Annotated in this window: 21 protein-coding genes and 2 pseudogenes; 11 read left to right on the forward strand and 12 right to left on the reverse strand. The window is 73.4% G+C overall.

The annotated features are described in order from the left end of the window. Window positions 1-69: 69 nt before the first annotated feature. Window positions 70-1,242, reverse strand: coding sequence for a protein kinase (locus AB0K43_RS10780; protein WP_363638078.1), 1,173 nt, complete (start codon window positions 1,240-1,242; stop codon window positions 70-72). A gap of 167 nt (window positions 1,243-1,409) precedes the next feature. Here AB0K43_RS10780 and AB0K43_RS10785 point away from each other — a divergent pair, with 167 nt between their 5' ends. From AB0K43_RS10785 to pntB, 5 genes are all read left to right on the forward strand, one after another. Then, window positions 1,410-1,625 carry a hypothetical protein gene (locus AB0K43_RS10785; protein WP_363638080.1) on the forward strand — a complete coding sequence of 72 codons (216 nt, stop codon included), beginning with the start codon at window positions 1,410-1,412 and terminating at the stop codon, window positions 1,623-1,625. A 145-nt stretch (window positions 1,626-1,770) separates the two neighbouring features. After that, window positions 1,771-1,971 carry a helix-turn-helix transcriptional regulator gene (locus AB0K43_RS10790; protein ID WP_363638082.1) on the forward strand — a complete coding sequence of 67 codons (201 nt, stop codon included), beginning with the start codon at window positions 1,771-1,773 and terminating at the stop codon, window positions 1,969-1,971. Then, complete coding sequence (locus AB0K43_RS10795; protein WP_363638084.1) at window positions 1,952-2,353, forward strand: hypothetical protein; 402 nt, start codon at window positions 1,952-1,954, stop codon at window positions 2,351-2,353. The genes AB0K43_RS10790 and AB0K43_RS10795 overlap by 20 nt, the downstream gene beginning before the upstream one ends. A 377-nt stretch (window positions 2,354-2,730) precedes the next feature. After that, on the forward strand, window positions 2,731-4,299 hold the full coding sequence (locus tag AB0K43_RS10800) for a Re/Si-specific NAD(P)(+) transhydrogenase subunit alpha (protein ID WP_363638086.1): 1,569 nt from the start codon (window positions 2,731-2,733) through the stop codon (window positions 4,297-4,299). 5 nt (window positions 4,300-4,304) lie between these two features. Then, window positions 4,305-5,768, forward strand: a complete 1,464-nt coding sequence (gene pntB / locus AB0K43_RS10805) for a Re/Si-specific NAD(P)(+) transhydrogenase subunit beta (protein WP_363638088.1) — start codon at window positions 4,305-4,307, stop codon at window positions 5,766-5,768. 95 nt (window positions 5,769-5,863) lie between these two features. Here the strand turns inward: pntB and AB0K43_RS10810 are convergent, their stop codons facing one another. Continuing rightward, on the reverse strand, window positions 5,864-6,853 hold the full coding sequence (locus tag AB0K43_RS10810; RefSeq protein ID WP_363638090.1) for a phospholipase: 990 nt from the start codon (window positions 6,851-6,853) through the stop codon (window positions 5,864-5,866). Window positions 6,854-7,093: 240 nt separating this feature from the next. Here AB0K43_RS10810 and AB0K43_RS10815 point away from each other — a divergent pair. Both AB0K43_RS10815 and tsaD read left to right on the forward strand, forming a co-directional pair. Continuing rightward, window positions 7,094-7,733: pseudogene (locus AB0K43_RS10815) on the forward strand (YdeI/OmpD-associated family protein). Between the two features lie 200 nt (window positions 7,734-7,933). Further along, the gene (gene tsaD / locus AB0K43_RS10820; RefSeq protein ID WP_363638092.1) at window positions 7,934-9,022 is read left to right on the forward strand and encodes a tRNA (adenosine(37)-N6)-threonylcarbamoyltransferase complex transferase subunit TsaD; all 1,089 of its coding nucleotides are present in this window, start codon (window positions 7,934-7,936) and stop codon (window positions 9,020-9,022) included. Here tsaD and AB0K43_RS10825 read toward each other — a convergent pair. The 4 genes and pseudogenes from AB0K43_RS10825 to AB0K43_RS10840 form a co-directional block, all read right to left on the reverse strand. After that, window positions 9,003-9,701, reverse strand: coding sequence for a polysaccharide deacetylase family protein (locus AB0K43_RS10825; RefSeq protein WP_363638094.1), 699 nt, complete (start codon window positions 9,699-9,701; stop codon window positions 9,003-9,005). The two genes, tsaD and AB0K43_RS10825, sit on opposite strands and share 20 nt — an antisense overlap. Window positions 9,702-9,955: 254 nt before the next feature. After that, window positions 9,956-10,120, reverse strand: a pseudogene (locus tag AB0K43_RS10830) (LacI family transcriptional regulator); the annotation flags it as partial. Window positions 10,121-10,190: 70 nt separating this feature from the next. After that, entirely contained in the window at window positions 10,191-10,925 is a 735-nt protein-coding gene (locus AB0K43_RS10835) for a YcnI family protein (protein WP_363638096.1), read from the reverse strand. Between the two features lie 182 nt (window positions 10,926-11,107). Then, entirely contained in the window at window positions 11,108-11,860 is a 753-nt protein-coding gene (locus tag AB0K43_RS10840) for a hypothetical protein (protein ID WP_363638098.1), read from the reverse strand. 106 nt (window positions 11,861-11,966) lie between these two features. On the opposite strand from AB0K43_RS10840, the gene AB0K43_RS10845 reads away from it, so the two are divergent. Further along, a complete protein-coding gene (locus AB0K43_RS10845) occupies window positions 11,967-12,644 on the forward strand; it encodes a DUF6236 family protein (RefSeq protein WP_363638100.1) in 678 nt (225 codons plus the stop codon). A 298-nt stretch (window positions 12,645-12,942) separates the two neighbouring features. On the opposite strand, the gene AB0K43_RS10850 is transcribed toward AB0K43_RS10845, so the two are convergent. The 6 genes from AB0K43_RS10850 to AB0K43_RS10875 all read right to left on the reverse strand — a co-directional run bounded on the left by AB0K43_RS10850 (window position 12,943) and on the right by AB0K43_RS10875 (window position 20,346). Next, a complete protein-coding gene (locus AB0K43_RS10850; RefSeq protein WP_363638102.1) occupies window positions 12,943-15,087 on the reverse strand; it encodes a tetratricopeptide repeat protein in 2,145 nt (714 codons plus the stop codon). A gap of 74 nt (window positions 15,088-15,161) precedes the next feature. Beyond that, the gene (locus AB0K43_RS10855; protein ID WP_363638104.1) at window positions 15,162-15,593 is read right to left on the reverse strand and encodes a hypothetical protein; all 432 of its coding nucleotides are present in this window, start codon (window positions 15,591-15,593) and stop codon (window positions 15,162-15,164) included. A gap of 259 nt (window positions 15,594-15,852) precedes the next feature. Beyond that, window positions 15,853-17,220: a pitrilysin family protein gene (locus AB0K43_RS10860; protein ID WP_363638106.1), complete on the reverse strand. Its 1,368-nt coding sequence runs from the start codon at window positions 17,218-17,220 to the stop codon at window positions 15,853-15,855. Next, a complete protein-coding gene (locus tag AB0K43_RS10865; protein ID WP_363638108.1) occupies window positions 17,217-18,560 on the reverse strand; it encodes a pitrilysin family protein in 1,344 nt (447 codons plus the stop codon). The genes AB0K43_RS10860 and AB0K43_RS10865 overlap by 4 nt, the downstream gene beginning before the upstream one ends. Beyond that, a complete protein-coding gene (locus tag AB0K43_RS10870; RefSeq protein WP_363638110.1) occupies window positions 18,557-19,318 on the reverse strand; it encodes an ABC transporter permease in 762 nt (253 codons plus the stop codon). The genes AB0K43_RS10865 and AB0K43_RS10870 overlap by 4 nt, the downstream gene beginning before the upstream one ends. After that, window positions 19,315-20,346, reverse strand: a complete 1,032-nt coding sequence (locus AB0K43_RS10875; RefSeq protein ID WP_363638112.1) for an ABC transporter ATP-binding protein — start codon at window positions 20,344-20,346, stop codon at window positions 19,315-19,317. The genes AB0K43_RS10870 and AB0K43_RS10875 overlap by 4 nt, the downstream gene beginning before the upstream one ends. A gap of 439 nt (window positions 20,347-20,785) precedes the next feature. Here AB0K43_RS10875 and AB0K43_RS10880 point away from each other — a divergent pair, with 439 nt between their 5' ends. The 3 genes from AB0K43_RS10880 to AB0K43_RS10890 all read left to right on the forward strand — a co-directional run bounded on the left by AB0K43_RS10880 (window position 20,786) and on the right by AB0K43_RS10890 (window position 23,382). Continuing rightward, a complete protein-coding gene (locus tag AB0K43_RS10880) occupies window positions 20,786-20,995 on the forward strand; it encodes a thiopeptide-type bacteriocin (RefSeq protein WP_363638114.1) in 210 nt (69 codons plus the stop codon). A 152-nt stretch (window positions 20,996-21,147) separates the two neighbouring features. Then, window positions 21,148-22,248, forward strand: a complete 1,101-nt coding sequence (locus AB0K43_RS10885) for a hypothetical protein (RefSeq protein WP_363638116.1) — start codon at window positions 21,148-21,150, stop codon at window positions 22,246-22,248. Window positions 22,249-22,296: 48 nt separating this feature from the next. Beyond that, window positions 22,297-23,382 (forward strand): LLM class flavin-dependent oxidoreductase, encoded by a 1,086-nt coding sequence (locus AB0K43_RS10890; protein ID WP_363638118.1) that lies wholly within the window; start codon window positions 22,297-22,299, stop codon window positions 23,380-23,382. The last annotated feature ends 38 nt before the right edge of the window (window positions 23,383-23,420 follow it).

Below are 23,420 nucleotides of genomic sequence, written 5' to 3' on the forward strand. Positions count from 1 at the left end.
GCCGAGACCCGGATCCCGATGGTGCTGCCAAAATCCCACCTGTCGTGACGTTCTGGCTGCGGGGGGCTGTCACCATCCACCCGAAAGTCCGGAGTGGATGTGCCGCAGGAATACCGCAGCACCCACACAGAGAGCGGCGATCGCGAGCGCTCCGATGAGGACGATGAAGATCGTCGCGAAACGCTGCACCCGCCGCCAGCGGGGATCGTTGACATCCCATCGCGGGGACAGTCCGACCTGGACGTCTACGGCGGCGAAGGGGACCCGTGAGGGCATCCGGCGGGCGCGGGCCGGGTCGTCCCCCACAGTGGGGAGCTCCCGCGGGGGCAGCTGCCCTCCGGCAGCCCCACCCGTCCTGACCCAGCGGATCTCGTCCGCCATGGCGTTGGCGTTCGGGTGGCGCTGGGCAGGGTCCTTGTCCAGGGCGCGGGCGACGATCGCGTCGACGGCCGCGGGGAGCGACGGGTTGAGCATGGACGGGACCGGCGGGGTCTGCCGGACGTGTTGGTGGAGCACGCTCATGGTGGAATCGCCGTCGAACGGCGTTGCGCCGGTGAGCAGTTCGAAAAGCATGCAGCCGACCGAGTAGAGGTCGGACCGGGTGTCGGCGGGCCTTCCCAGTGCCTGCTCCGGCGAGAGGTACTGCGGCGTGCCGAGCACAGTGCCTGCCTGGGTCATCGAGGTGGCACCGGTCTGCAGGGCGAGGGCGATGCCGAAGTCCATCACCTTGACGATGCCGTCGTCCGTCACCATGACATTGGCGGGCTTGATGTCCCGGTGGACCAGGCCGCTGCGGTGACTGCAGGCCAGCGCCTCCAGCACGGACTCGGTGATCTCCAGCGCCCTGTCCAGCGCGATCACGCCGCCACCGGACTCCGCGGCGGGGCCCCTGATGAGTTCGGCCAGCGAACGTCCCTGGACATACTCCATGACGATGTACTGAACGACCCCGGCGTCATCCGCGTCCTCACCGCTGTCGTGGACCGCCACGATGTTGGGATGGTTGAGCGCGGCGGCCGCCTTCGCCTCGCGGCGGAACCGCTCGCGGAAGGACGGGTCACGGGCCAGCTTCGCATGCAGGATCTTCACCGCGACGCTGCGGCCCAGCACCGAATCATGAGCTTGGAGCACCGACGCCATGCCACCCTCACCGAGCGACCTTCGGAGCACGTAGCGAGCTCCGACCACGCGGGGCGACGCACCTGCGTTCAGCTGCACGGTCTCCCTGATGTCCATCGCCATCGCCTCTCTCCCGGCCGCGCCGTGCACCGCTCACCCCATGGTCCGGGTCACGGTGCAACCGGGCACAACATACCTCAGTAGAAACTAGTTTCCATATGGGAAACTTCTCGCTATCGTGCGACGCATCCGTCGTCCACGCGCGTTACGAGAGAGGGTGCTTGGCCCCCTTGGACCACCGCTTGCGCTGGCAGGCGCTCCTGACGGCGGGCGTTCTCGCCGCGGCGCCCGCCCTGATCATCTGCTGCGCCGTCCACGGATCGCATGCGCCATCGTGGATCCGGATCGCGGCTCAGGCGACCCGCCAGGTCGGAGTGGATTCGCCGCTGAGTCGCCAGGCCGTCAAGTCGATCACTACCGCGTGGATCATGGCCGTGAAGCGCTGATCCCACTCCGAGTCCGGCAGTCAGTTTTCGTTCGCAGAGGTCGAGTTGAGCGCAGCGGGCCGGCCTGACAAGTACGCTTGACAGGCTGAGGCTGTCAAGCTAGCTTTCCACTGCAACGGAGCCCGCCGACCTCAGAACGGCAGCGATGAAGAACGACGTACGCCGCCTCCGGATGGCACGCGACCTCTCGCAGGGTCAACTGGCCCTCGCCATGGGCGTTTCGCGACAGACCATCAACTCCATCGAGACCGGCCGCTACACCCCCTCCCTGCCGCTGGCGATCGCGCTGGCCGGCTTCTTCTCCCAACCAGTCGAGGAGATCTTCCATGCCGACACCACTCACTGACACCGCACGCCACCTCCGGACCGGCTGGACGGTGGCGGGTCCGCTCCTCTCCGGCGCCGCCACCGGCATCACCGCAACGGTCGCCGGACTCCCGCCGGTCGACGCGGCCCTCATCGCCGTACTGGGCGCCGGCCTCGGCGTCTCCGCGGTCGGATACCTTCGAGGGCGCGCCGACCGGGTGGCGACGGACGAACGGGCCCAGGTCCACGACAGCCGGGCCCGGTCCCTCTCCTGGACCGTCACGTCCACCGGCCTCACCGCCATGTGGGCCTGGGAGTTCGCCCGCCACGGGGTTTCCGCGGCCCAGCCCTATCTGGCGCTGCTCCTCCTCGCCCAGGCCAGCTACGCCGCCGCGCTGATGTGGCACCGGAGCCGGAACTGAGCTCCCGGCACGCTCGGCCGGGTGGACGGCGGCCGACAGGTCCTCCCGCGGGCCGCGCGTCGGAGCGGTAACGAACGGTACGGAGGACAGCTGACCCACAGCGGTCCGAACGAGCCGTCCTCGCGACCGACAACCGACCCGCGTCCGGCCCTCCCACCGGTCCTCACCTCGGTAGTCCTCTCGGTCGTCCTCTCGCCGCGGCCCGGCGGCACCGTCGACCGTCCTCCGTGCCGGCTCACCCAGTGAGGCTAATCACTGCCTCGCGGTCTCGGCCCGGGACACCTCGGCGGTGTACGTTCCTGCGACCAGTGGGTGGAGCACTCCCCGCTGTCGCAGATGCCCGGTCAGCAGCGCCTCCGACGAGAGAGACACCAGACATGTCTGCACAGGTCCCGACCCATCACCCACCCCAGCGCATCGGCGTGGTCGCCGAGTCGACCTCCGGGGAGACCCGCGTCGCGGCGACGCCCGCGACGGTTCGGCAGCTGCTCGACCTGGGCTACCAGGTCGTCGTCGAGTCGGAGGCAGGTGCGGCCTCCGGATTCACCGACCGGGCCTACACCGAGGCCGGCGCGAGCATCGGCGACGCCTGGGCGGCCGAGGTGGTCCTCAAGGTCAACGCACCGTCGGGCGACGAGATCGCCCGGCTGCGCGCGGAGGCCACCGTGATCGGCCTGCTCGCCCCGGCGCAGCGCCCCGAGCTGGTACGGGAGTTGTCCGCGCGGGGTGTCACGGCGCTCGCCCTGGACGCCGTCCCGCGGATCTCGCGGGCCCAGTCGATGGACGTGCTCAGCTCGATGGCGAACATCGCGGGGTACCGGGCGGTGATCGAGGCGGCGCACGTGTTCGGGCGCTTCTTCACCGGCCAGGTCACCGCCGCGGGCAAGGTGCCGCCCGCGAAGGTCCTGGTGGCGGGGGCCGGCGTGGCCGGGCTCGCCGCCATCGGCGCGGCGTCCAGTCTGGGCGCGATCGTGCGCGCCACCGACCCGCGGCCGGAGGTCGCGGACCAGGTCCGCTCGCTGGGCGGCGAGTACCTGGCCGTGGACGTGGTCCAGGAGGCGAGCACGGACGGCTACGCCAAGGCGACCTCCACCGACTACGACCGCGCCGCCGCCGCGCTCTACCACCAGCAGGCCGAGGACGTGGACATCATCGTCACCACGGCGCTGATCCCCGGCCGGCCCGCGCCGCGGCTGGTCACCGCCGAGGACGTGGCGGCGATGAAGCCGGGCAGTGTCATCGTGGACATGGCCGCCGCCCAGGGCGGCAACGTCGAAGGCACCGTGCCCGGCCGGGCGGTGGTCACCGACAACGGTGTCACCATCATCGGCTACACCGACCTGGCGGGCCGGCTGGCCACCCAGGCGTCCCAGCTGTTCGGCACCAACCTGGTGAACCTGGTGAAGCTGCTGACCCCCGGTCGGGACGGCCGGCTGGTCGTCGACTTCGACGACGTGGTCCAGCGGGCCGTGACGGTGGTCCGGGCCGGCGAGGTCACCTGGCCGCCACCGCCGGTGTCCGTGTCGGCGGCCCCGAGTACGGCGCCCGCGGCCCCGGCGGCGCCGGTGGGCGCGAAGGAGACCCGGCTCTCCCCCGCGGTGCGGTTCGGCCTGATCGGCCTGGGGATGCTGGCGGTCTTCCTGCTGATCGCCTTCGCGCCCTCCCAACTCGCCGAGAACTTCACGGTGTTCGCGCTGGCGGTGGTCATCGGCTACTACGTCATCGGCAAGGTGCACCACGCGTTGCACACCCCGCTGATGTCGGTGACCAACGCGATCTCCGGGATCGTGGTGATCGGCGCCCTGGTGCAGATCGGGCACCAGAGCTGGGTGGTGACCGCGCTGTCGTTCGTGGCGGTGCTGCTGACCAGCGTGAACATCTTCGGAGGCTTCGCCGTGACCCGCCGCATGCTGAGCATGTTCTCGACCGCCACCGAAAGGCGCTGAGCCCGATGACTTCCACCACGGCCTCCCACGCCGCGGACCTGGTCGCCGCCCTGCTGTTCATCCTCAGCCTGGCCGGGCTGTCCCAGCACCGGACCTCGCGCGCCGGCGTCGTCTACGGCATCGCCGGGATGGCCCTCGCCCTGGTCGCCACCGTCGTGCTGGCGGCGCAGAGCATCACCGCCGGCGCGGTCGCCCTGATCGTCCTCGCGATGGTGCTCGGCGGTGCGGCGGGCCTGTGGCGCGCGCGCCGGGTCGAGATGACGCAGATGCCCGAACTCATCGCCGTGCTGCACAGTTTCGTCGGTCTGGCCGCCGTCCTGGTCGGCTGGAACGGCTACCTGGAGGTCGAGGCGCACGGCTCGGCCCAGACGCTGGTCGCCGGCGATCTGCTGGGCATCCACCACGCCGAGGTCTTCATCGGCATCTTCATCGGCGGGGTCACCTTCACCGGCTCCGTCGTGGCCTTCCTCAAGCTGTCCGGCCGGATCGCCTCGCGCCCGCTGACACTGCCCGGCAAGAACGCCCTCAACCTGGGCGCGCTGGCCGCCTTCGCGGGCCTCACCGGCTGGTTCACCGCGAGCCCGGGCCTGGGGCTGATGGTCGCGGTGACCGTCCTGGCACTGGCCCTCGGCTGGCACCTGGTCGCCTCGATCGGCGGCGGCGACATGCCCGTCGTCGTCTCCATGCTGAACAGCTACTCGGGCTGGGCCGCGGCCGCCGCGGGCTTCCTGCTCGACAACAACCTGCTGATCGTCACCGGGGCACTGGTCGGCTCCTCCGGCGCCTACCTGTCGTACATCATGTGCCGGGCGATGAACCGCTCCTTCCTCTCGGTCATCGCCGGCGGCTTCGGCATCGAGGCCCCGTCGGGCGGGGACGAGGAGCAGGGGGAGCACCGCGAGATCCGCTCCGAGGAGACCGCGGTGCTGCTCGCACAGGCCCGGTCGGTGGTCATCACCCCCGGCTACGGGATGGCGGTGGCCCAGGCGCAGCACCCGGTGGCGGAGCTGACCCGCCGGCTGCGCGAACGCGGCGTCGACGTCCGCTTCGGCGTGCACCCGGTGGCCGGACGCCTGCCGGGGCACATGAACGTGCTGCTGGCCGAGGCGAAGGTGCCGTACGACATCGTCCTGGAGATGGACGAGATCAACGACGACTTCGCCAAGACCTCCGTCGTCCTGGTCATCGGCGCCAACGACACCGTCAACCCGGCCGCCACCGACGACCCGGCCAGCCCGATCGCCGGGATGCCGGTGCTGCGGGTGTGGGAGGCGGAGCAGGTGATCGTCTTCAAGCGCTCGATGGCGTCCGGCTACGCGGGTGTGCAGAACCCGCTGTTCTTCCGCGAGAACAGCAGCATGCTCTTCGGCGACGCCAAGCAGAGCGTGGAGGCGATCCTCCAGTCCCTCCCCGGCCGGGCCGAGCCCGCCCCCGTCCGGCCCGTGCGCCAGCCGACGACGGCCGGCTAGCGCGGAAGCCCACCGAGCGGACCGCCCGAGCACCACGGCCCGGGCGGTCCGCTCCCGGCATCAGGACGGCGACGCGTCCCGTCCCGGGCCGTCCGTCACCTGAACATCCGGTCGCCGGCGGTGGCCATCCGGTGGGTGGCGCTGTGGCGGTTGACCCAGTCACGGACGAGGTTGACGGCATTGGCGCACTGCCAGCTGTTGTCGTACTCGCGCACTCCGGTGAAGGCGCCGTAGCCCGCGATGATGCCGTCCACCCGGGCATCGCCCAGCAGCTTGTCGACGTACCACGGATCGTTGTAGGTGGTCGTCCAGGAGAGCGTGGCCGCGAGCTGGCCGGCGGCGCGGTCCCCGGCACCCTTCTTCAGTTCCGCGCAGGTGTTGTAGGTGGCCTCCGTGCAGTTGCCGAAGCCGTTGGCGATGTCGCTGTCCCCGTAGTCCATCACCCGGTGCCCGACCGGGAATCCGGCGCCGGACCGGTTGAAGGCGCTGCGGACCTGATCGCGGGCCCCCGTCGTCGTGATGCCCTCCAGGCCGCCGAGCCTGCCTTCCAGGCTCTTCCAGCCCCGGCCGCCCACGTCCGGGGTGCTGCCGCCGTGGTACTCGTAGAAGCCGTAGAGCACCTGGATCCCGGCCGCCGTCAGCCGCTGCGCCTTGTCGCGCAGTCCGGCGACGCTGCACCCGCGGTTCTGCTCCTCCCCGCAGTAGTTGGGGTCCTTGATGTCCAGCCAGACCAGCGCCAGCCGGCGCCCCGCGTTGGCGTTGGCGACGATGCGGTCGATCATGCTGTCGAAGCTGGGGCCCAGCCGGTTGTCACCGGCCGAGGAACAGTCGTGGTAGGCACGCCATTCGTTGGGGTTCCACCAGGCACACACGTCGATCTCGATGCCGTTGGCACCATGGCCGAGCGCGGCGTCCACGCCGTCCAGGGTGTCGACCCGGTGCGCGATGGCGTAGATCGCCTGATGCTGATCGGCCGCTGCCGCCGGGGTGGTGCCCGTCAGGGTCACCCCGATCATCGCGCACAGGGCGGCCAGCAGCGCCGGCAGCATCCGCGGGCGGGCGCCGTGCCTGAGGTGAGTGGTCAAGGATCGCGCTCCTTCATGTCGAACGGATGACCGGTCGTGCCCACTCTGCCCCGGGCGCGGGGGCCGGACGAGGCCCATGGTCGGATCTCGGCCAGCCGCGCCCGCGTCCAACCACCGTTCGAAGGGCCTGTCATGAGCGGCGATCAGGCCACGGCACCGGGCGTGCGGGGATTCCGGGCGTACGGCCCCGCGTCCCGAAGTCGACGTGAACCGGACCGAGGTGTCCGGACAACCTTTGCCATGAAGGCGCGGGGCCAGCCTGGCCGGATGGAGAACACGGAGTCGATCGACGGGGTCGAGGTCCTGCCCTTCGCCGACGAGCAGGCGTTCGCGAGCCGGCTGGCCGTCCATCACACCAGGCACGAGGGCGTGTGGCTGAAGCTGGCCAGGAAGGGCAGCGGGATCCCGTCCCTGACGAGCGACCAGGCGGTCGACGTGGGCCTGTGCCACGGCTGGATCTCCGGCCGGCGGCGCGGCCTCGACGAGCGGTACTACCTGCAGAAGTACGTCCCGCGGCGACCGGGGAGCCTGTGGTCGCAGGTCAACGTCGAGAAGGTCGCGGTGCTCACCGCCGAGGGCCGGATGCGCGAACCGGGCCTCGCCGAAGTCCGCCGCGCAGGCCGACGGCCGGTGGGCGCGCGCCTACGCGTCCCAGCGCACCGCGACCGTCCCCGACGACCTCGCCGCCGCGCTCGCGGCCGACCCCGCCGCCGAACGCGCCTTCCGGGCCCTCGACCGCACCGGCCGCTACCTCGCCGCCCTTCCCCTGCTCCAGGCACCCACGCCCCAGGTCCGGCAGGCCCGGCTGGAGCGCACCGTCCGGCAGCTCGCCGCAGAGGATCGCGGCACGCCGGGCGACCCGGCGACCTCGGCCGGGTAGGGGCCGCGGAGTTCGGCCTCCTGCGGACCCGCCGCCCCGAGCTGTACGGCCCGCTCACTGCGGCCTGAGCGACCGCGACCTGCACGGCTGCCCCGAAACCGGCGGGCCGGGGCAGCCCCCGCCGCCGGCGGGCCGGGACTCCACTATCCTTATTGCACAGCAGTCGTAGTTGCGAACTCTCAGCAATAAGGAGTCGGGGGATGGCGGGACCGTCGGTGGTGCTCGGGATCGAGTCGTCGTGCGACGAGACCGGGGCCGGGCTGGTGCGCGACGGCGTCCTGCTGGGGCACGCGGTGGCGTCGTCCATGGACGAGCACGCCCGCTACGGCGGTGTGGTCCCCGAGATCGCCGCCCGCGCCCACGTTCACGCCATGGCCCCCGTCGTCCAGGAAGCCCTGGGGCTGGCCGGTCTCACCCTCGCCGACGTCGGCGCCGTCGCGGTCACGGCCGGCCCGGGACTCTCCGGGGCGCTCCAGGTGGGGGTGGCGGCCGCCAAGAGCTACGCCTTCTCGCTCGGCGTCCCGCTGTACGGGGTGCACCATCTCGCCGGGCACGTCGCCGCCGCCACCCTCGACGGCGGGCCGCTGCCGAACCCCTGCGTCGTGTTGATCGTCTCCGGCGGGCACACCTCCCTGCTGCTGGTCCGCGACCTGGCCCGCGACCCGATCGTCCACCTGGGCGACACCCTGGACGACGCGGCCGGCGAGTGCTTCGACAAGGTCGCCCGCATCCTCCACCTGCCCTACCCCGGCGGGCCCGCGATCGACCGCGCCGCCCGCACCGGCGACCCGAAGGCCGTCCGCCTGCCCCGCCCGCTCAGCGGGCCCGACGACCCGCCGTACGCCTTCTCCTTCTCCGGCCTCAAGACCGCCGCCGCCCGCTGGGTCGAGGGCCGACGCGCCGCCGGCGGCGAACCGCACGTCCCGGACGTCGCCGCCGCACTCCAGGAGGCGATCGCCGACACGCTCACCCGCAAGGCCGTCCGGGCCTGCACCGACCACGGCACCGACACCCTGGTCGTGGTCGGCGGCGTCGCCGCCAACTCCCGCGTCCGGGCCCTCACCGAGCAGCGCTGCGCCACCGCCGGCATCACCCTGCGCGTCCCGGCGCTGCGCCTGTGCACCGACAACGGCGCCATGATCGCCGCCATCGGCGACCTGCTGGTGCGCTCCGGCGTCGAACCCGCGCCGATGGACCTCTCCATCGACCCCTCGGCCCCGCTGGAGTACGCCGCCCTCACGCCGCGTGCCGCCACCCGCGCCGCCGCGCTCACCCCGGCGGGGCGGTGAAGCGGTAGCCCGAGTCGAGCAGCGCCGGCAGGAAGGTGGTCAGCGCCGCCACCGTCTGCGAACGGTCGCCACCCCCGTCGTGGGTGAGCACGATCGCGCCCGGCCGCAGCCCCTTCATCAGCCGACCGGCGATCACGTCCGTGCCGGGCTGCGCCCAGTCCTGCGGGTCCACCGACCAGCCCATCGGCCGCATCCCGAGCTCGGCGCCGACCTTGAGCGTGGTCGGGGCCCAGTCGCCGCCAGGGGCCCGGAACCAGGTGGGTGCCTTGCCGGTGATACCGGCCAGCGACTCGGACGTGCGGGTCAGCTCCTCGCGCACCTTCGCCTCGGGGAGGCTGCGCAGGTCCGGGTGGCTCCAGGTGTGGTTGGCGATGAGGTGGCCCCGGCTCGCGATCTCCCGGATCAGGCCGGGCTGTGCGGCCGCGTTCTCCCCGATCACGAAGAACGTCGCCCGGATGGAGTACTTCTCCAGGAGGTCCAGGACGGCGGGTGTGTAGCGCGGGTGGGGGCCGTCGTCGACGGTGATGGCCACCCGCTTGCGGCCGGCGTCGAGCTCGTTCAGCGGCCGGCTCTCGGCCGCCGTCAGCACCCGCGGGGCAGCTGCGGGGGCGGCCGCGGGGGCGGCCGCGGGGGCGGCCGCGGGGGCGGCGGGGCCAGCCGGTGCGGCAGGCGCTTGCACCCCCGGCGGGGCCGCTCCCGCGACTTCTCGGGCCGGCTCGGTGGCGGGCTCGGCGCCCCCGCGCCTTCCGTGGCATCCGGCGTCGCTGAGGAGCGACAGTCCGGCCGCGACCAGCACCAGTCTTCGCGAAACAGTCTGACGATATGACGGCATGATGAACGTGTCCCCCGCCACGGGCCGTCCGCTCCGAGGACAACTCCTGCGGGTGCACATCACCACTCGGAAGGACCCGATCCGACCCGATCCGGGTCAGACCCGCCGGCCGCCGTCCCGGGGGCCAGCAGCACGAGGTCCAGCCCGTCCTCCCTGGCCCGCTCCACCGCGCCGAACGCCAGGTTCAGGGAGTGGTCGAGCCGGGGGCCCGCCCGCGGCAGGTGCAGACCGATCGCCCCCGCGCTGGAGCGGCGCACTCTGCGGGCACCGCGGGACGACGTCGGCCCGGCCGGAGGATCCGGCCGGGCCGACGCAGCGTCAGGGCCCTCGGAGGGTTCAGGCCTTCGGGCCCTCGTTGCGGCGGCGCAGGCCGAGGACGCCGAGCGCGGCCCCGAACACGCCGACCACGATGCCCACCACACCGAGGGTGCGCGCGGCGGAGTCGGACGAGGATGACGAACTCGCGGCGGCCGGCGGGGCGGCCTGGCCGGCGGCGGTCATGCCATGAGCATCGCCGTCGGCCGCCGCCTTGGTGAGGGTCAGGGTGGGCGCGGGGTGCTCGGGTTCGGGCTGACCGTCCTTGCCCTCCTCGATCCAGCGGACCACGGTGCCGTCGTCGTAGGTCTGCAGGGCCTTGAAGACGATCCTGTCGGTGTCGGTGGGCAGCGGGCCGAGCGAGACCTCGAAGTCCTGGAACTGGCCGGGCGCGACCTTCGCGTTCGGGTCGGCCGCCCAGGTGATCTTCGAGACCGCCTCGGTGATCTCGTCCCCGTCGTCGGTCTTCAGCGGCGTGGCGAGCCTGGTCTTCTCCACGGTGGCGGTCCAGCCGGGCAGCGGCCGGGTCGCGACCGAGGCCACCGGGTGGTCGGCGGGCAGGGTCACCTCCAGCTTCGTGGTGGACGCCGTGTCGCTCTCGTCCGGGACGCGGAAGGCGACCGCGGTGTACGCGCCCTGGGCGGCGGTGCCCGGTTGCACGGTCACGTGGGCGAACGCGGGAGCCGCCGAGGCGAGCAGGGTCGCACCGGCCAGCACCGACGCGGCGGCCAGACGGCGGGAGAGGGGGGAACGCATGGGTGTGGTCTCCATCCGGGAGATCGGCACCACGCGGCCGCGCGCCGACCTGGCGGGTCGACGCGCCGTCACGGCGCGGTGCGGGAACGCTGACGGGGAGGTGCGGCGGCCGTCCCCGAGCGGGGCGTGCGGCCACCTGCGGCAACACGAAGACGGCGGGCGGAGCGCAGCCCCGTCCGGTCCTAGGCGCGCACCGCCCCGGGTGGTCCCCGGCGGATCAGGCTGTGGCGCAGCAGTGCCGACCGGCCGTGCCCGGCGGTGGCGTCGTGGCGAGGGCGCGCGGGGTGGCGGGGTGCGGCGGGCGGGGCGGGGGTACGGGTGAGGAGCGCGAGCGCCCGCCGGATCCGCGCGCTCCAGCGGCGCGCGGCCGCCCGGACGGTCCGTGCCAGGTCGAGGAGGTGCCACAGCGCCGCCTCGACCCGGTGCAGCAGCCAGCCCGTCGCGAGGGCGGCCGCGGCGTGGCCGGCCAGCATGCCGGGCGACAGGCCGAGGACACCGCCGTGGGCGGCGGCCACCGCGTGGTGCAGGTGCCCGGAAGGCGGCACCGGGCTCTGCCCGGCACGCCCACCCGGCCGACCGGCGCTCCCTGACATGCCGGACATCCCCGTCATCCCCGGCATCGAGGTCCGGACGGACGGCGGCGCGGCCATCGCGTGCCCGGTCCGGAACAGCAGGTGCAGGCCGAGCTGACCGGCCAGCACACCCGCGGTGATCCCCGGCATCGACCGGCGCCGCCCGGCAGCCGCGGCCGCCACCGCACAGACCAGCAACCACCCCAGCGCCACCGGCCCGAGCCCGACCGCCGCCCCACCCGCGGCCCCGTGCGCACCCGCCGCCAGCGCCACGCTCACGGTCGCGAACGCGGACGCCCGCACCAGCCGCACGTCCGGCGCGGCCGTCCGGCGGGCGGGCCCGGGGGCCGAGGTCGCAGTCATGGCCGCCACATCATGCCACCGACCCACCCCCGACCGGGGCAAGGATTCGTCAAACCTCGAACCTCGGGCCGGTGGCTGTGTCCCACACCGGCTACGGGCCCGGTTGGTGGAGCTGGGGCTGGCCATGCAGCCGGACGCGGCGATGCTGGCCACGCAGAACATGAGGGCCACCTTCGTGGCGGAGAGCCCTTCGACGGATGGTTGGTGTCCGGGGTCCCGCGACTGGGCCGCGGTCGACGAGCGCCTGGCGAGGGTCTACAAGAGTGTGCTGGCGGCGGACTTCGCCCGGGCGAACAGAATGCAGCCGACCACCGATCAAGGCCCGGCCCACCCGGCGTCGGGCGGCTGGGACGCCGATCGGATCGAAGCCGCGCTGCTCAACGCGTCCCCTGACGGCCGACCGACGAGCCAGGGTGAGATCGCGGGAGCACTGGCCTGTCTGGCCCTCGATCTGGTCGTTCCCAGGGATCTCGCCGAGGTCCCGGTCGAGAAGATCATCAGGATTCGGCAACGCCACGGCGCGGAGTTCATGGCATTCGGCGCGACGGTCGACCAGGTTGCTGCCGAGCTGCGGGATCTCATCGACGTTCGCGACACCGCCGTGCTCACCCGCTACCTCGAGAGCGTGGTCGCCGAGCGGTTCGCCCGGCCACGGGACGAGCTGAGGAAGCACTCAAGGCGCTCGGGCTCGATGCGGCGACCATGGCTGTCAACGTCAAGACCGAGATCCCTGCCGGGGTTGCCGTCCTGGGCGGCAGCGCACCACTTGCCGGGCACCCGGTGATTGCAGCGACAGCCTCTGCGGCGATCGGGCTCATCGGCACCCGCCGCAGCGTCCGGGAAGGGCGAGAGGTGGCCCTCCGCTCCGATCCGGCTGCCAGCTTCCTCCTTCACATCGGTGACGCCCTCCTGCCCAAGACCGTCGTGGAGAACTCCCTGCACCACCTCAGGCGCATCGTCGGCACCGACTCCCCGAGGTAGCGCGGTACGTCGAGCCGCACGCCTGCGAAGGCGCTCATGGCAGGGCGTGTCCCGTACCCGATCGAGCTGTCGGACGAGCGGCGTGGCCGCCGATTCGGCTGTTACCGGCCGCTCCTGCGCGGTCCGTTCGCCTCCCCCTGCCAGCGGGCGAGGTCGTGGCGGGTGGTCAGGGTGCGGGGGTGGTCCGGACCCAGCAGGCGCAGTTCGTCGGCCAGCAGTTCGGTGAGCGCGGTCGCGGCGCCGGCCGCATCCCCCGCCTCCCCCTGCCAGCGGGCGAGGTCGTGGCGGGTGGTCAGGGTGTGGGGGTGGTCGGGGCCCTGCACCCGCTGCCGGTCGGCCAGCAGCTCGGCGAAGCCGGCCACGGCGCCCGCCGCATCCCCCGCCTCCCCCCGCCACCAGGCGAGGCTGTGGCGGGTGTTCAGGACATCGGGGTCATCCGGACCGAGCACCCGCTCCTGGATCGCCAGCAGCTCGGCGAAGCCGGCCACGGCGCCTGGCGCATCCCCCGCCTCACCCTGCCACCGGGCGAGCTCGTGGCGGGCGGCCAGGGCGGCGGGATCATCCGTGCCCAGCACTCGCTGCCGGTCGGCCAGCAGCTCGGCGAAGCCGGCCACGGCGCGGGCCGCCTCCCCCGCCCGCCCCTGCCAGTAGGACAGGTTGTGGCGGGTGTCCAGGACATCGGGGTCGTCCGGGCCCAGCACCCGCTCCTGGTCGACCAGCAGCTCGGTGTAGGCGGCCGCGGCGCCGGCCGCGTCCCCCGCCTCACCCTGCCACCGGGCGAGCTCGTGGCGGGCGGCCAGGGTATGGGGGTGGTCCGGGCCGAGGTGACGGTGGGCGGCATCCGCCAGGTTGTGGAGGTAGGCCGCGGCAGCGGTGACCTGGCCGGCTTCGCCGAGGCTTCGACCGGCGCGGAGGAGCAGGAGGTGGGCGTCGGACCGCCACAGGGCGTCCCCGGTGTGGCTGGTGATGGCGTCACTGTTGGCCCGCAGGCTCCGGGCGAGAGCGGTATCGCGTTCGATGTCGGGCCAGGCCGCGATGAGGGCGTCGGCAGCGGCGCGGACGAGGCGGTCGTACCGGTCCGGAGCCAGGGTGTCGCGCACTGCGCGCTGGATGAGTTGGTGGACGCGTACGGCCTGTGGGGAGGCGGCGGGATTGTGCTCGACCAAGCTCAAGCGATGCAGGGCCCGCAGCGAGGCGACTGCTTGCTCGGCCGTGACCTCCGGCTGTTCCCGGCCGGCGCGGATCAGGCTGCCGGTGAGGTAGGCCAGAGCGGGTGGGCCGGTCAGCACGGGTGCCGGGATGCCGTTGGGGTCGAGCATCGAGGCGAGTTCCAGCATGGGGCGTGCCAGACCGTAGGGGCGAAGCCGGTCTGCGCGCTCCAGGGACAGGCTCCAGGCGGCAGCCACTGTGGTGACCTGATCGTCCGGCAGGCCGGAGGGGTCGGGCAGCAGATCGGGCAGGGTACGGGCCCGGTCGGCCAGCAGTTGGCGGTAGGTGGCGCAGTCCAGGTCGGCGTCGATGAGATAGGCGGCAGCCTGGGACAGGGCCAGCGGCAGGTTGCCCAGGTCCGCGGCCAGCGCCCGGATCTGCTCGGGGTGATCGTGGCGGTGATGGGCAGCGAGCGAACTGGTGAGGTAGGCGGCGGCTTCGTCGGGGGTGAAGAAGCCGATCTGCGCCACGTGGCGGTCGTTCCCGGTCAAGGCGGCATCCCTTCGGCGGGTCGTGGCCAAGGTGCGGCCGTGGGGATTGTCGGGGGGCCACAGGCCACGCAAGTCGGCGAGGTCGGCGATGTCGTCGAGGACGACGAGCCAGCGGCAGGGCGCGGCCGATGGCTTGTGCTCCAGCCAGGCCAGGAGTGCCTGTACGGCCCTCCGGCGGTCGGCGGGATCGGCGCCGAGCACCTCGACAGCGGCTTGGGCATAGGCATCGGTGATCGACTCGCGGGTGGTGGCGGTGATCCACACCAGCAGGTCGAGGCGGCCGGCGGCCCATGCCCGGCGGGCGTGGTGCGCGGCGAGCTGGGTCTTGCCGACGCCGCCGGTGCCGACCAGCACCTGGCAGAGCACGGCAGGGGCTTCGGCGTCGATGGCCGCCTGCAGTTGCTCGACGGCGTGGCGGTGCTGGAAGCACTGTGCCTGACGCGGGATGACGCCGATCTGGTGGGGCCAGGGCACGGGTGCACGGGGCGCCGCGTAGTGGGCGACGAAGTCGGCATGGCCGACGGCAAGGCTGTGGTCGTTGGCCATGACTCCGCCCGCGAAGGACGTGCCGGTACCAGCGGGGCTTGCGGTGACGTCAGGGCTGGTGGATGCCGGTCCGTTCAGCCCTGGGACGGAGCCGGCTCGGAAGGGGTACTGATGTTCGCGCCTCCGTGGATCACCCCGGCCGCGATCGAACCCTGGTCGGCGCGGATGTCCAGGCCCCCGGCCACGACCAAACTTCCCGCCCCGGCCGACAACCTGCCCGCGATCTCGGCCTGCGCCTCCAGCAGCGCCCGGAGTCGGGCGGCGACCTGTACCCGCTCGTCATCCTCCAGACCCTCCAACACGGTCTCGAAGCGGGCCTGCCAGGAGGCCTCCTGGCGGATCCGCACCCGTTCCCGCTCATCCGGACCGACGGTCTCCAAGGCGATGGCCGTCCGGTCGAGGCGTGCCAGCTCGGTCTGCTCGCGCTGCCCATCCCCCCGGCCGAACCACTGGGCCACCCGCTCTCGGAACCCGGTCCACGCATCCGTGCCCGCGGCCTGCACCACCGCAGTGCCACCCGCGGTCGCCAGCACGGTCAATGCCTCTTCCAGCATCCCGCTGCCCCTCGTTCGCGTCTGTTGTCTGCGACCGTAGCCTCTGGGCGGCGCCCGCACAGCGGGATTCGCCAACAAGCCGGCTCGACCTGAGGGATCGTCATACGGGAGGAACCGACCGCCTCGAGGGTCTGGCAGGAGTCCGAATCGCCCTCGCTCCGCCGCCTCGCGGGCCCCGACCTCGTCCCTGCCGCCGGGGCGGCCGGGGTGGTCAGGTGGGTGGGCGGATGCCGCCCAGGGTCTCCAGTTCGGGGAGCAGGGTGTCGGGGGCGCCGGCGAGGACGCCGGTGAAGTGGTGGGGGGCGAGGTGGTGGGCCGCGGCGGCGCGGACGGCGTCCGGGGTGACCGTGCGGAGGCGGTGGAGGTGGCCGGGGAGCCAGGTGTGGTCGAGGCCGGCGGAGGCGAGGGTGAGCAGGAGGTGGGCGAGCCCGCTCTGCCCGGACCAGGACAGAGCGGTGATGCCGACGGCGTAGGAGCGGGCGGCGATCACCTCCTCGTCCGTGGGCGGGGCGGTGTCGGCGATCCGGGTGAGTTCGTCCCGGGCGGCCCGGAGTGCGGCGGCGGCCGTGCGGGTGTCGGTGTCGAAGCCGATGACGGTCAGGGCGCTGCCGGCCGCGCGCTCCTCGATCGTCGACTGGGCGTGGTAGACGTAGCCGAGGTTCTCGCGCAGCTCCGCGACCAGGCGCGAGGAGAAGTACCCGCCCAGCACCAGGTTGGCCACCAGCAGCGCCTCGTAGCGGGCGTCGGTGCGGGGCAGCGCGGTCGCGGCGAGCCGGACCTGCGCCTGCCGGGCGCCGGGCCGGGGCAGGAAGTCGAGGTCACCGCCGTCGACCGGGGCGGGTGCGGCGGCCGCGGTCACCGTCCGCTCCGAGCGCCACCGGGCGAGCGCCCCGCACACCAGGTCCGCCGTCCGCTGCGGCTCCGCGCAGCCGACGACGACCAGGGTGGCGCCGCGGGGCACCAGCCGCTCCCGGGCCAGTCGCCGGACCGCGTCCGCGTCGAGGGGTGCCAGGAGCGCCGACTCGGGGGTCTCGCGGCTGAGCGGGTGGTCTCCGTAGCACCGGCGCAGCAGCGCCTCGCGGACCGTGTTCTTGGGCATCCGCCGGGCGGCGTCGATACGTTGGCGCAGGCGGTCCCGCTGCTCGGCGACGTCCTGCGGCGCGAAGGCGGGCTCCGTGAGGCAGTCGGCGAGGACGTCGAGCAGGCGCGGCAGCCCGTCGGCCGAGGCGCTGCCGGCGAGCACCATCCGCTCGGGGTCGACGCGGGCGGTGAGCTGCGCCCCGATGTCGGCCAGCCGGTCGTCGAGGGCGGCCCGACCGTGCTCGCGGGTGCCGCCGAGCAGTGTGGCGGCGAGCAGTTCGGCGGTGGCACCGAGGGGGGCTGGCCCGCCGTCGAAGGGGACCAGCAGGCGCAGCTCCACCAGCGGGACGGTGGCGCTGCGGGCCGCCACCACGCGCAGCCCGTTGGCCATCAGCACGGTGACGACCTCCAGCGGCGCGGCCGGGCGCGGGGCCGCGAGCGGGGGCAGTTGGTCGGTCGGCAGGGCGGCGGGACGGCCGGTGGTGGCGGGTGCGGTCATCGTGGGCCTCCCGGGGTGGGCGCGGGTGCGAGCAGGACGCCGCGGCGCCGCTGCCGGCCCAGATCCGCGGCGGCGGCGGCGACCGCCGCCGGGGTGATCCGGCGGATCCGGCCGGGCAGGTCGGCGGCCAGGCCGGCGTCGCCGTGGTGCAGCTCGAACCGGCCGTACTGCTGGGCCCGCGCGCCGAGGCGGTCCAGGCGGCGGTGGCGCTCGACCGCCATCCGCGCGGTGGCGCGCGCCAGTGCCGCCGGGTCGGGTCCGCTCTGTGCCAGGGAGTGCAGGGCGTCCGCGGCGGCCTCGGTGACGGCCTGCGCCGAGCCGGGCGAGGGCATCATGGCGCGGATCACGAAGACGTCCGGATCCCGTGCCTCCAGCGGCACGCCGGTGAGCCCGGCGCCCGCGTGGACGCTGACGGCGGTGCCCGCGTCGCGGACGGTGCTGCGGTGCAGCAGCGAGTTCTCGCCGCCGCCGATCAGGGCGCCGACGACGGCGGCGGCCAGGTAGCGGTCGGTCTCGGCGACCGGGTCGGGCAGCCGGTAGCCGAGGGCCAGGGCGGACATCGGCAGCCCGGGGACGAGGTGTTCGTCCTGCCGGTCCTCGGTGGGCCGGGCTTCGGCGGCCGAGGGGCGGACGGGCACCGGGCGGGCCGGTACGTCGTCGAAGTGGCGGCGGACCAGCTCGGCGCAGGCCGCCGGGTCGATGTCGCCGCAGACGGTGAGCACGGCGTTGGCCGGCGCGTAGTAGGTGTCGAAGAAGGCGGTGCAGTCGGCGAGCGTGCCGGCCGCCAGGTCGGCCAGGTCGCCGTAGCCGTTGTGGGTGTTGGCGAAGGTGGTGAACAGGGCGGGCGGCAGCGGGATCCAGGGGAAGCCGCCGTAGGGCTGGGCGGTGATGTTGCGGAGGATCTCCTCCTTGACGACCGCGCGCTGGCGGGCGAGCGTCGCCTCGGTGAGCCGGGGGCCCCGCATCCGGTCGGCTTCCAGGAACAGCATCCGCTCCAGGGCCTCGGGCGGCACGACCTGGTAGTAGACGGTGTGGTCCCGGTAGGTGGTGCCGTTGAACGTGCCGCCCGCCGCCTGCACATGGCGCCCGTGCAGGCCCGCGCCGACCCGCGCGCTGCCTTCGAACATCAGGTGCTCGAAGAGGTGGGCGAAGCCGCTGCGTCCGGCGGGCTCGGAGCGGAAGCCGACGTCGTAGTGGACCGCGACGCAGACCGCGCTCGCGTTGCGGTCCGCGGCGAGGACGACGCGCAGCCCGTTGTCCAGGCGCATCCGTTCGACGCCGGCGAGCACCGGCGCCGCGTCCGCCGGCCGGGTGACCTGGCGGGCCGAGGGGCGGGTCACCGGGCGGTGTCCTGCATGGCGCGGACGGCCAGCCGACCGGCGGCGGCCACCAGGAGCACGGCGAGCCCCGCCCCCAGGGCGACCGGGCCACTGCCGATGTCCCCGGCGAACAGGTGCCGTTCCGCCTCGACGATGTGCGTGAGCGGGTTGGCCTTGGACAGGTACGCCAGCCAGGTCGGGGCCAGCGACATCGGCAGCAGGATGCCCGAGAGCAGCAGCACGGGCAGGCCGACGGCGTTGAGCAGCCCGCTGAAGGCCTCCTCCTGGCGCAGCCTCAGGGCGAGCCCGTACGACAGCGAGGACAGTCCGACGGCGAGCACGCCGATCAGCAGGACGGCGAGCAGCACCCCGGCGGGCCGGGCCCGCAGCCCGGCGAGGACCGCGCCGAGGACCAGGATGAGCACCTGGGTGAGGATCACCAGGACGTCCCGGGCGACCCGGCCGGCCAGCAGGGCGGTCTTGGACGCCGGGGTGATGCGCAGCCGGTCCAGGACCCCGGAGCGCTGCTCGGACAGGATGCCCATCCCCACGAAGATGCAGCTGAACATCGCCTGCTGGACCAGGAGTCCGGGGACGAACACGCTCCAGGAGTTCTGGGTGCGAAAGCCCGGCCCGGCGGAGAGCTTCACCAACAGCGGTCCGAACAGCAGCAGGTAGAGCACCGGTTGGATCAGGCCGACGGCGACCCAGACGGGGTTGCGCAGGGTGTAGTTGACGGACCGCTGGAAGATGGCCAGCGAGTCGGTGATCGTTTTCACCGTTCCTCCAGGGCGGGTGCGCGCTCGGGCTCGGGGTCCGCGGTCGGCCCGGCGGTGGGGTCCTCGCCGACCGGGCTCCGGGCGGTGGGGTCCTCGCCGACCGAGCGTCCGGTGAGGGCGAGGAAGACGTCCTCCAGGGACGGGCGCTTGACCGTGACGGAGGTCAGTTCGACGCCGTCGCGGTCGAGCTCGCGCAGCAGGGCGGCGAGCACGCTCCGGGCCTCCACCACCCGCAGTTGGACGGTGCCGGCGGAGGTGTCCAGGCGCCCCTCGGGGACCACCCTGGCGACCGCTCGGGCGGCGTCGCCGACCTGGTCGGTGCTGAGCACGACGGTGTCGCCGGCGGAGGCGTCCTTCAGGGCTTCGGGGGTGTCGTCGGCGACGATCCGGCCCCGGTCGACGATGGCGATGCGGTCGCAGACCTGGTCCGCCTCGTCGAGGTGGTGCGTGGTGATCAGGACGGTGACGCCGTGCTCGGTGCGCAGCGCCCGGACGTGGTCCCACAGGGCGACGCGGGTCTGCGGGTCGAGCCCTGCGGTGGGTTCGTCGAGGAAGAGCACCTTGGGCCGGGCGACCAGACCGAGGGCGATGTCGACGCGCCGCAGCTGACCGCCGGAGAGGGTCTTGGACAGGCGCGTCTCCAGCCCCTCCAGCCCGAAGTCCGCGCACAGGCGGGCGGCGCGGTCGGCGGCCCGGCGCTTGTCGAGGCCGTGCAGCCGGGCCTGGGTGCGCAGTTCGTCGATGACCCGGTGGTCCGCGCCGGCCGAGCCGCCCTGGCCGACCAGGCCGATCCTGCGCCGGACCTCCTCCCGCTCGGTCACGACGTCGAAGCCGGCGATCCGGGCGCTGCCGGAGCTCGGGTCGAGGAGCGTGGTGAGCATCCGCACGGTGGTGGTCTTCCCGGCGCCGTTGGGGCCGAGCAGGCCGACCACCTGTCCGGCGCCGACCTCCAGGTCGATGCCCCGGACGGCGGCGACTTCGCCGGACCTCGCCCGGAAGGAGCGGGCGAGTCCGCGGGCGGCGATCATCCGCGCACCCGTCCCTTGTGGCCCTCGGTCATAGTGCCCCTTCCCCTTTCGACGTACTTCCGGCGCGTGCCGCGCATTTCGCCGCGCACCGGGCGGTGCAGCGGTGGCACGAAAGGCGTGGTGCGGAAAGCGACGATGTCGAAATCGGGCCCGCCGGTCCAGTGTTGTCGGCGTACCCGCAGCGCATTGGCAGCAAGCTGCAGCCGGCCGGCCGCAGGTCGCACCTTGCTGCCGCGTGCCTGGTCTTGCCGCGGTCCGGCGCAGGTGACGACGATGAGGGCCGTCGGAGTAGGGGGTCGGTGGAATTCGTCCTCATCGAGTGCGACGGATTCCGTTCGACGCAATTCGGGTGACGGATTCCGCCGCCCCCGACGGACTGCGACGTAGGAGAGGCGGCCGGTGATTCCACCGGCCGCAGGACTCACGGAAGGAAACTCAGATGAGCGAGACCTCGGTCGATTTCGCCGCGTTCGACATCGAGGACCTGCTGGTCCTCGACATCAACGACGCGGTGGCCCTGCCGGAGATGGGCGCGTCGATCATCATCAACAACTTCGTGGACGACGCCGAGGGCATGGTCGACGAGACCCAGATGTCGATGGTCGACACCGTCTCCATCTCCTCCTCCTCGTCCTGCTGCTGCTGCTGATCCGGTAGCCCCGTGGCACGGCCGGTCCGGTCCTCAGACCCGGGCCGCAGCACCACGCCGGCCCGGACGCCGGCGTCATCCTGACCGATCACCGCAGCGGGGGGACCTCGTCCCATCGAGGTTCCCCCGCGCCACCCCGGAGGTGTCTCCCCGTGGATCTGCCCGGCCGGCCCGGCGTCATCCGGATCTACGACCACTCGCGTGATCCGCGCCCGCTGCTGCGGCTGCTGGCGGAGCCGTTGCGGCGGCTGAAGGCCGAGCAGTGGGTGCCGCTGGTGCACGTCCGGCGCGGCTGGCTCGGCGGCTCCCACCTCCAGGTGGTGCTCAGGCCGCTGCAGAGCAACACCCTGCGTCCGGACGGGTTCGCCGCGCTCGCCGCCGAGTTGGCGGGCGCGCTGCCGGCCGCCCCGCCGGACGAGGCCGCGTACCAAGCCCGGGCCGCCGAGCTCGGCCGCTGGGAGAACGTGGAGCCGCCGTTCCCGCCCGTCCGGCCGCAGGGGCACGTCGAGGTGTCCGACCAGGACCCGCACCCGGGCTGGGCCCCGGCGCTCGTCCAGGCCCGCGACCAGCTGTCGGCGCATCTGCTGGAGCCGGTGCTGGGCAGCGCGGCGCTGGAGGGCACCGACGTGCTCCGGCACCTGGCCCGGGTGCTGGCGCTGCTGGCCCGCTCGCATCCGTACGGTGTCGGCGTCGGCACGCTGCCCTACCGCTCGCACGTGGAGGGCGTGATGTCCGCCGTCGGTGCGCGCACCGATCTGCGCACGGTGTTCAGGTCCCGGTACGCGCAGGACGCCGGATTCTTCGCCGCGGCCGTGACGGGCGAGCGCCCGGAGGACGAGGCCGCCGTCCTGGACGCCTGGCGGCTCGGGTTCGCCCGCTGCTGGGGTGCGGCGGAGGCGATGACCGCCGCCGGCCTGGTGGACGAGGCCGTCCTGGCGGCCGTCGGGGCGGTCACCGCGCCGACGGACGACCGCCCGGTGCCGAGCCCGTTCCACTCGGCCGCCCACCATTCGGGCCTCACCGCGCAGGAGCCGTACTGGCAGATCGCGCACCGCCTGGTTCTCAACACCCTGTACACCGCGCTCACCTGCTTCGGCATCAGCCCCCTGCAGCGCTACTACCTGTGCTTCGGACTGAGCGAGGCCGCCGACGAACTGCTCGGCGAGAGCTGGCTGGAGCGCCTCGCCGGCTTCGCCGACCGGGAGCTCCCGGACCACGTCAGGACGGCCGCCGAGGCCACCTCGGGGCGCTAGGGCTTGTCCGGCGGCCCGGCTCCCCAGACCTTCCACGATTGGAGAACCATGCGATTCGGCGTGTCGTTCCTGCCCGATTCCTCCCCCGCCACGAAGTCCCCGGTCGACTACTTCGACGAGGTCCTGCGGATGTCACGGCTCGCCGACGAAGCCGGCCTGGACTACGTCAAGATGACCGAGCACTACCTGAACCCGTACGGCGGCTACTGTCCCAGCCCCCTGACGTTCCTGGCCGCCGTCGCCGCGCAGACCCGCTCGATCCGGCTGATGACGGGCTGCGTGCTGCCGGTCTTCCACCACCCGGTCCAACTGGCCTCGGACATCGCGATGGTGGACGCGCTGAGCGGCGGCCGCCTCGAGATCGGCTTCGCCCGCGCCTACCTGCCGTACGAGTTCGAGGCGCTGGGCGTGCCGATGGACGGCAGCCGGGCCCGGTTCGAGGCGACCATCGAGGCGGTGCGGCGGCTGCTGACCGAGGAGGGCGTCACCGAGGACACCCCGTTCTTCTCCTTCAAGGACGCGACGGTCCTGCCCCGGCCCACCCAGGACCCGCGCCCGCCGTTCTGGATCGCCGCGGTGCGCTCGCCGGAGAGCTTCGTCCGGATCGGGGAGCTGGGGCACGGGCTGCTGATCACGCCGTCGGGCACCTCGTTCGACGACGCGCTGGTCGGCTCGTACCGGCAGAGCTTCGAGCGCACCCACGGGCCGGCCGCCGCGCCCCGGGTCGCCGCCAGCCTGCCGCTGTACGTGGCCGCCACCGACCAGGAGGCGCGCCGGATCGCCGACCCGCACCTGACCGAGTACCTCAAGGTGTGGACGGCGGCGCTGACCCGCTGGGACGACACCGCCTCCCGCGACTACCAGGGGTACACCGGCTTCAACCGGATCGCCCGGACGCTGACCGCGAAGGACCTGCGCTCCTCCGGCACCGCGTTCGTCGGCTCGCCCGAGCACGTCATCGACCAGATCGGACGGTTCCAGGAGCGGATGGCGGCCGATGTGCTGCTCTGGCAGACCGACTTCGGCGGGCTCGGCGGCCCGGACGCCCTGCGCAGCCTGGAGCTGTTCGCCTCCGAGGTGATGCCGGCGCTCGCCGGCGACCGGACCCCGGCCACCTCCGCCGCCGCCCGGTGAGGGCCGCGCCGATGCCCGCAGCGCGCCCGCGCACCCTG

It is taken from the genome of Kitasatospora sp. NPDC049258, from assembly GCF_040678895.1.
Lineage (GTDB): Bacteria > Actinomycetota > Actinomycetes > Streptomycetales > Streptomycetaceae > Kitasatospora.